The following is a 7,759-nucleotide window of genomic DNA, read 5'->3' as shown; positions in this document are numbered from 1 at the left end:
GTTCTGTTATTCAAGACCTAACAGGCCCTAACTCCGCTTCGAATTGATTTATCGCAAGGCAGATTTCATTAAATGTCACACCCTTATAGGTGGCAGACTGTGCTACCCTGCAAAACCTTCCTTGTAGGGTTGGCAAACAGGGATAGAACTATGTCATCTTGTTTTTAAGCGCGCTGACAGGCTTACTTTAAGTGTATCATATCCTTTTCCCGTATATTGCCCAGCCGCACCAGGAGTTCCATTCACTCCCGGTCGCGCTGGAAATGGCGCGCCTGTATAAAGATGTCCGGGTTCACATTGCCAGCCTGACAGATGAACGCGCTGAACGCCTTCACCAGCTTTCGCGTCTCTATCCGGAGTCTTCCGTTACCTTTGATACGCTGGCCATGCCCCGGTGGATCCGCAACCACATAAAGCAGCATGGGCCGACCCCCCTGAGCAAAATGGCCGTGCTTTTTCTGAACAGGAATTATTTCAACAAGTTTCAGGCTATCGTCATTCCTGAGCGCACCTCGCTCTATTTACGCAAGATGGGGGTGCACAATCCCCGCCTTATCTGGACCCGACATGGCGCCGGAGACAGGGCCATCGGCTTTACCAATGATGTGCGGAAATTCGACTATATCCTGATGGCGGGCCATAAGGTTGAAGAGCGGCTGCTCCATGCGGGCACGTTGCGCAAGGGCCATTATACTACTGGAATCTATGCCAAATTCGACATGGTGCGCCGACTTCATGTTCAGGCGCGCCCGCTTTTTGATAATGGGCGCCCCACGGTCCTCTATAACCCGCATTTCAGTCGCAGCCTGTCTTCATGGCCACGATTTGGCATGAAATTGCTGGAATATTTTGCCCGGCAGGGAAAATATAATCTCATCTTTGCCCCGCATTACCGGCTTTTCGATACAAATCGTGAGAAAAGCATGGAAATCCTGGCGCCTTTTACCCGATCTCCCCACATGATCATTGACCTTGGCAGCGACAAAAGCGTCGACATGACCTATACCATGGCCGCTGATCTCTATTTGGGTGATGTCAGCAGTCAGGTCAGTGAATTTCTTATCAAACCGCGCCCGTGCCTGTTCCTTAACGCGCACCGGGCCGCATGGCGCGGCGACCCCAATTATGAGAGCTGGACCCTTGGCCCGGTCTTGGAAAACGTGGAAACAGCAGGCAATGACCTTGACAATGCTTTCCTGTCACATGCAAATTTCCTTGATCGGCAAAAAGAGTATATACACGACACATTCGGGTTTGAGCCGCCGGCAGATACGGCGGCCAAAGGCGCGAAATCGATTATTGACTTTTTGAGGGTAATTGGTTGAACACCGCCCATTCGCCGTTTCAAGATACGTCTGTGGAAGTCAAATTACCGGAAATGATAAGCCTCCCGACCCCCTCCGATTCTGGTCTGCCTCGTCGTTACGGCGATTTTTCGTCGTTCCCGGCTGCGCTGGACTATGCCGCCCAGGGCAAGAGCGGCTTCAACATCTATTCCGGCAAGGGCGTCCTGCTCGAAACGCTGCCTTACAGCACGTTGCGCGAACAGGCGATCGAGACCGGCAGGCGCCTGCTGTCACTCGGGCTGGAACCGGGCGACCGGGTGGCCATCGTGGCGGAAAGCGATGGTGACTTCGCCCGCATCTTCTTTGGTTGCCAGTATGCCGGGCTTGTGCCCGCCCCCCTGCCGCTGCCTGTCGCCTTTGGCGGGCGTGAAGGATATGTCGGCACCCTGCGCGGCATGATCGAGGGCGCCGCGGCATCAGCCGTGGTCATCGCCTCGATCATCGCATCATGGACAGACGAGATCACGACCGGGCTGGACCTGAAATTCTCCGGCACGCCAGCCGAACTGCTGCAAACGCCCATTACGGTCGAAACCCTGCCCACGGTCGGGCCGGATGACCTGTCCTACCTGCAGTTTTCCTCGGGTAGCACGCGCTTCCCCATGGGCATTGCCGTAACCCAGCGTTCGGGCATGGCCAATGCGCACGCGATTGCGCTCAACGGGCTCAAGGTACGCGAAACCGGCGATCGCTGCGTGTCGTGGCTGCCGCTCTATCATGACATGGGACTCGTTGGTTTTTTCTTAACGCCCATGACCTGCCAGCTCAGCGTTGACATGCTGCCCACGCGTGAGTTCGCCCGTCGCCCCCATGTGTGGCTGGACCTGATCAGCCGCAATCGCGGCACGATCTCCTACAGCCCGTCCTTTGGCTATGAGCTGTGCGCGCGCCGCGCAACCTCGATCGAGCTTGACCTCTCATCGTGGCGCGTGGCGGGCATTGGCGGCGACATGATCCGCTATCATATCCTTGAGGATTTTGCCCAACGCTTCGCTTCCGCCGGTTTTGACAGCGGTGCCTTTACCGCCAGCTACGGCATGGCCGAGGCAACGCTGGCCATCAGCTTTGCCCCGCTTGGCGCGGGCATCTGCACCGATACGATTGACCTGCGCGCGCTCGAAACACAGGGCAAGGCCGTACCCTCCAATGATCCGGCACGCGCACTGCGCACCTTCGTGCTGTGTGGCGAAGTGCTGCCGCAGCATGAACTTGAAGTCCGTGATGCGCAGGGCCATGTGCTCCGCGACCGCGAGATCGGCACCGTCTATGTGCGCGGCCCGAGCCTGATGCAGGGCTACTTCCGCCGCCCGCAGGAAACCGCCCGCGTGGTCGATGCCGAAGGCTGGCTCAATACTGGCGATCTTGGCTACATGCTCAACGGGCAGGTTGTCATTACCGGACGCGCCAAGGATCTGATCATCATCAACGGCCGCAACATCTGGCCGCAGGATCTGGAATGGTCAGCCGAGACCGAGATCAGCACCCTGCGCAGCCGTGACGTGGCCGTCTTCTCGGTTGATGAGGACGAAGGCGAGAAGATCGTGGCCCTCGTGCAGTGCCGCGCGACTTCGCCCGAAGCCCGTGAAACGCTGAAAACCGAAACGGCCAGCCTGTTCCGCCGGCAGCATGGGGTGGATGTGTCCATCATCCTGGTCCCGCCCCACACCCTGCCGCAGACCTCATCGGGCAAGCTGACGCGGGCGCGGGCACGGGCCATGCTGCTTTCGGGGGCGTTCCAGCCGCTGGAAGCATCATCTTCCGTTTCCGTGGTCTGACACTCTGGCGCACCCCCATCGCCGTTGCCACGTCAGTTCAGGGTAGAAAGCAGGACTGGTCAAAAACCTGTTTTTCGCGCATAAGGCTTTGCAATTAAGGGGACCGATTGCAGTCCCCGTCCCCGCCGCATGCGCGGGGCGACCATTCATGCTGATCCGCTGCCACGGGCAGGCTGGACATGCCATAAGGATGTAGGAATGAGTGAAACGGTAGCGAGCGTCTCCGCGCTGATCGTGAAGACGCTGCTGGCGAACCCCAAGGTTCCCCGTGATATCAATGGCAGCAGCAAGATCGTTGAAGATCTGGCCTTTGATTCACTGGCCGTCATGAATTTCGTCATGGAAATCGAGGATACCCTTGATGTTTCCGTGCCGCTTGACCGGCTGGCCGATATCCGCACCATTGATGACTTGGCTGCCTGCATTGTTTCCCTTAAGCAGGCTTCCTGACGCATCATGTCGATTTTTTCCAAATATGAAGGTCTGGCCTCCGCCCTTGCATCCGTAACCGCTGGCGGCGGCCGCAACCCCTTCGATGTCGTGATCGAAAAGCCCATTTCCTCAACGGTAGGGCTGATCGAAGGACGCGAGACGCTGCTGTTCGGCACCAATAACTACCTTGGGCTGAGCCAGTCACCCGCCGCGATCAATGCCGCGGTCGAGGCAGCAAAGGCCTATGGCGTGGGCACGACCGGCTCGCGCATTGCCAATGGCACGCAGGGCCTGCACCGCCAGTTGGAGGAACGGCTTTCCGCCTTCTTCCGGCGCAAGCACTGCATGGTATTCTCCACGGGCTATCAGGCCAATCTTGGCACCATTTCTGCCCTGGCGGGCAAGGATGACTACCTCCTGCTCGATGCCGACAGCCATGCCAGCATCTATGATGGCAGCCGCCTTGGCCATGCGCAGGTGATCCGCTTCCGCCATAATGATGCTGATGACCTGCACAAGCGCCTGCGCCGCCTTGAGGGCACGCCGGGGGCGAAGCTGGTTGTGGTTGAAGGCATCTATTCCATGATGGGCGATGTGGTGCCCATGGCGGAATTTGCTGCCGTCAAGCGCGAGACCGGGGCCTGGCTGCTGGCCGATGAGGCCCACTCCGTTGGCGTGATGGGCAAGCATGGACGCGGCGTGGCCGAAGCCGATGGCGTGGAAGACGATGTCGACTTCGTCGTCGGCACGTTCTCCAAAAGCCTGGGCACGGTGGGGGGCTACTGTGTCTCCAACCATGACGGGCTGGACCTGATCCGCCTGTGTTCACGGCCTTACATGTTCACGGCCTCGCTGCCGCCGGAAGTCATTGCCGCGACCATGGCGGCCCTGACCGAACTGGAAAACCACCCCGAGTTGCGCATCCGCCTGATGGACAATGCCCGCAGGCTGCATGCGGGCCTTCAGGCAGCAGGCCTGCGCACCGGCCCGCAGGCAAGCCCGGTCGTATCGGTCATTCTGGATGACGTGGCGGTTGCCGTGGCGTTCTGGAACCGGCTGCTTGACCTTGGGGTTTACGTCAACCTCAGCCTGCCGCCCGCCACGCCGGACCAGCACCCGCTGCTGCGCACCTCCGTCATGGCAACGCACACGCCAGCGGAAATTGACAAGGCTGTTAACGTCTTCGCAACAGTAGCGCGCGAGATGGGACTCAGCCACGCCGCCTGAAGAACCCTGCCTGCCGTAGCTTCCATAACAGGTATGGCAGGCAGATCAGCGGATGCCGCTCGGAAAATGGTCCAAGCGGCAGTTCAATGCCGGAATGCCGCCTGATTTTCCAGGCAATATAGCGCGCGCCCCCTTCAAACGTGAAGGCGCCCTTGAACAGGCGGCTGACATTGAGCACCCGCCCCAGCCGCCCGCGCAGCCACCAGCCTTCATGCATGCTGCGCCGCAGTTGTGGTGTCAGGCGCGGGGCAAGGCAATCTCCCTCTCGCGAGAACGGCAGCCCATCGGCCAGCCATATATCAGGTAGCAGCGCGCGATAACGCTCTTCGCGCCCCTCAAGCAGGGCAGATGGCCTGCGCCCGTTTTCCACCCGCAATTCCGCGCCATAGGTATGCGCGAACAGCGCCAGCCAGAATGCATCCGCCGTGCCCTGTTCAGGGCCAAGGGCAGCCGCCCAGCGCCCGGCCTGCCCCATGGCGCGCACCAGGCAGCCCAGTATGGCGTCGGCCGCCTCCGGCCCGCGCACCCAGACCAGCCTGACCGGCTGGCAGAACCGCGCCCAGATGGTGGTGTCAAGCGTGGCCCGCCCCGTCATGCGCCGGAACTGGGCAATCGACAGGATGGCAACCTTGGCGCGGATGATGCGCCCGCCCACCGGAATCTCATGATATTCAACATTGGGCGGCAGCAGGCGATTGGCCTCACGCGCGAAGTAACCAGAGGTCCAGTCCTCCAGCCGTTCCACGATGACATAAAAGTCCAGCACGCCATCGGGGTCGGGTTCGCGCAGCACGGAGCCGTAAAAAAGCACGCCCAGAGGCTGCGCTGGACCCAGCAGGTCGCATACAAACTGCGTGATAAAGGCAGGAACGGGCTGGACCAGTTCATTGGCCAGCGTATGGGCAATGCGCCCTGCCGCGGCAAGGCGGCTGGAAGAATCAGCCATGGTCAGCATTCCTCAGGCGTGGATGAAGTCGATGGGTGCCGTGGCGGACAGCACGATCCGCCCAGACGCGCCGGGGGAAAAGACTTCCCCATCCAGCACGAAATCGGATTCAAGCGCCATTTCGATCCGCTCTTCGCAACCGCTGCAGTAATCCGGGTTATGGCGCAGCCAGGCCGGGTGCCGCCCCCGCAGCAGCGCCCAGGCGGCAGCACCGAGGCGCGAGGGCTGGCCTGCCACATGCAGGTAATTGATTACATCAGTGCGCCCGCCCGCCACGTTCCAGAATGGCCATATGCCATGCGGCAGGCGCTGGAGCGTACTGGACAGGAACAGAAAGCAGTTTCCATGCCGCACTGACTTTTCACCCGCCCTGAGCGTAATCGGGTTGCCCTGCATCCATTCCCGCCGCGAGCGACGGGTGAACAGATGCGCCACCGAAGACAGGAACGAGACGACAACCGCCATTTCATGGAAATAATGGTTCAGGATGGCAGGCTGGTGGGCGAGTTCAATACCGCGCGTAAAAGCGGCGGCCCCATGGAACATGCCCACGACCGCAGGCTTTCCCTCGGCCTCGGGCCATTCCACGACAAGCCCGCACCGCCTGCGCACCTTCTGCCGCAGCTTGCCCGCATCCGCAAGGCTGACCAGCAGGTCAAGGGCCTTGCGCCCGCGCAGGCCAAAGCCCACATCACCCGCGATCAGGTTGGTATTGCCCGAAGGCAGGATGGCAAGGGCAGGAAAACGCGCGGGGTCGTAATGGCGATGGATGGCGGTCAGCACATCGCTGACCGTGCCATCCCCCCCATCAACCACGATACAGCCCATGTCGCGCGCGGCCAGTTGCGCGATTGCGGCATCGAGAAGGGAACGGTCGGCCGGATCAATGAAATTCTCTCCCAGAAGGCTACGGGCCATCGGGGCATACGAACTCTTGTCGCCCATGTTCCGCCGGCTGCGCGGGTTATAAACAAGCGCAAAACGTCCGGTCACTGATGATTCCATCCCTGTCTGAAATTTGACTTACAGGCCATAAGCAACCATCTGCCTTCTATTGCAAGGCACGAAACGATGGAACGCATCACCACACTGGCAGGCATAACACCGCCCGGCCCGGTTACTGACCGGCCTGATGCAGGGAAAGACACCAGCTTGAACACCATCACCATAGCCCATCTTTCTGACCCGCATCTGCCGACGGAAATGTCGCCTCCCCGCCTGCGCGAGAAGCTGAACAAGCGTATGTTCAGCGATCTTTCATGGAAGCGGCGCCGCCGTTTTTTGCACCGCCCGGAAATTCTGGCCCGCGTGATGGTCGATATCGGCAGCGCCCATGTGAACATGATCGCGCTGACCGGCGACCTGACCAATATGGGCCTGCCGGGAGAATGCCGCCACGCCCTGCGCTGGCTTGAACAGATGCCCGCGCCATGCACAGTCATACCGGGAAATCATGACACCCTTGTGCATGATAACTGGCAGCAGACCGTGGGCCTGTGGCAGCCATGGATGGGCGCACTGCCCTTTCCGTTCGTGCGCCGGGTGGGGCCGGTTGCGCTGATCGGGGTCAGTTCGGCGGTGCCGACGCCCTGGTTCAGGGCCACGGGCCGCATGGGCGCGCGTCAGGCCGCCCGTCTGGCCGAAATACTGCACGAAACAGGCAGGCAGGGGCTGTGCCGCATTGTCATGATTCACCATCCGCCCGTGCCGGGCCTCGCCATTGCCCGCAAGGCGCTCAAGGATCCCCAGCTTTTCGCCCATGGCATTGCACGCGAGGGTGCCGAGATGGTACTCCATGGCCATATCCATACCTCCACCCTGTCTTCCCTGCCCGGCCCGGCTGGCGCGGTGCCGGTGCTGGGCATTGCGTCTGCATCGGCACGATCACGTGATCCGCTGCGCGCGGCGGCGTGGAACCGGATTGCCATTACGCCACGCGACGACGGGGGGTATACGCTTGGTGTTACAAGGCGTTTCTTTCCGGCGGGGGAGCCCGCGGGTACAACGCAGGAAACTATTTTTTGAATGAGTCC

The 7,759-nt window shown here is 60.6% G+C and carries 7 protein-coding genes; 5 read left to right on the top strand and 2 right to left on the bottom strand.

Going from position 1 to position 7,759, the window contains the following annotated elements:
* Positions 1-191 precede the first annotated feature (191 nt).
* From GXY01S_RS03755 to spt, 4 genes are all read left to right on the top strand, one after another.
* A complete protein-coding gene (locus GXY01S_RS03755) occupies positions 192-1,325 on the top strand; it encodes a hypothetical protein (RefSeq protein ID WP_061272039.1) in 1,134 nt (377 codons plus the stop codon).
* 53 nt (positions 1,326-1,378) lie between these two features.
* Entirely contained in the window at positions 1,379-3,121 is a 1,743-nt protein-coding gene (locus GXY01S_RS03750; protein ID WP_174520904.1) for a fatty acyl-AMP ligase, read from the top strand.
* Between the two features lie 198 nt (positions 3,122-3,319).
* Positions 3,320-3,571, top strand: coding sequence for an acyl carrier protein (locus GXY01S_RS03745; protein WP_007400085.1), 252 nt, complete (start codon positions 3,320-3,322; stop codon positions 3,569-3,571).
* A 6-nt stretch (positions 3,572-3,577) separates the two neighbouring features.
* Positions 3,578-4,780 carry a serine palmitoyltransferase gene (spt, locus tag GXY01S_RS03740; protein ID WP_061272037.1) on the top strand — a complete coding sequence of 401 codons (1,203 nt, stop codon included), beginning with the start codon at positions 3,578-3,580 and terminating at the stop codon, positions 4,778-4,780.
* On the opposite strand, the gene GXY01S_RS03735 is transcribed toward spt, so the two are convergent.
* Both GXY01S_RS03735 and GXY01S_RS03730 read right to left on the bottom strand, forming a co-directional pair.
* Positions 4,764-5,735 (bottom strand): hypothetical protein, encoded by a 972-nt coding sequence (locus GXY01S_RS03735; RefSeq protein WP_061272036.1) that lies wholly within the window; start codon positions 5,733-5,735, stop codon positions 4,764-4,766. The genes spt and GXY01S_RS03735 overlap by 17 nt on opposite strands.
* Before the next feature lie 3 nt (positions 5,736-5,738).
* Positions 5,739-6,719 (bottom strand): diacylglycerol/lipid kinase family protein, encoded by a 981-nt coding sequence (locus GXY01S_RS03730; protein WP_061272059.1) that lies wholly within the window; start codon positions 6,717-6,719, stop codon positions 5,739-5,741.
* A 78-nt stretch (positions 6,720-6,797) separates the two neighbouring features.
* Here GXY01S_RS03730 and GXY01S_RS03725 point away from each other — a divergent pair, with 78 nt between their 5' ends.
* A complete protein-coding gene (locus tag GXY01S_RS03725) occupies positions 6,798-7,751 on the top strand; it encodes a metallophosphoesterase family protein (protein WP_255210351.1) in 954 nt (317 codons plus the stop codon).
* Positions 7,752-7,759: the final 8 nt, after the last annotated feature.

This window comes from Komagataeibacter xylinus NBRC 15237 (assembly GCF_001571345.1).
Taxonomy (GTDB): Bacteria; Pseudomonadota; Alphaproteobacteria; order Acetobacterales; family Acetobacteraceae; genus Komagataeibacter; species Komagataeibacter xylinus.
Note: the sequence above shows the minus strand (reverse complement) of the source record. Positions and strands in the feature narration are given on the sequence as shown.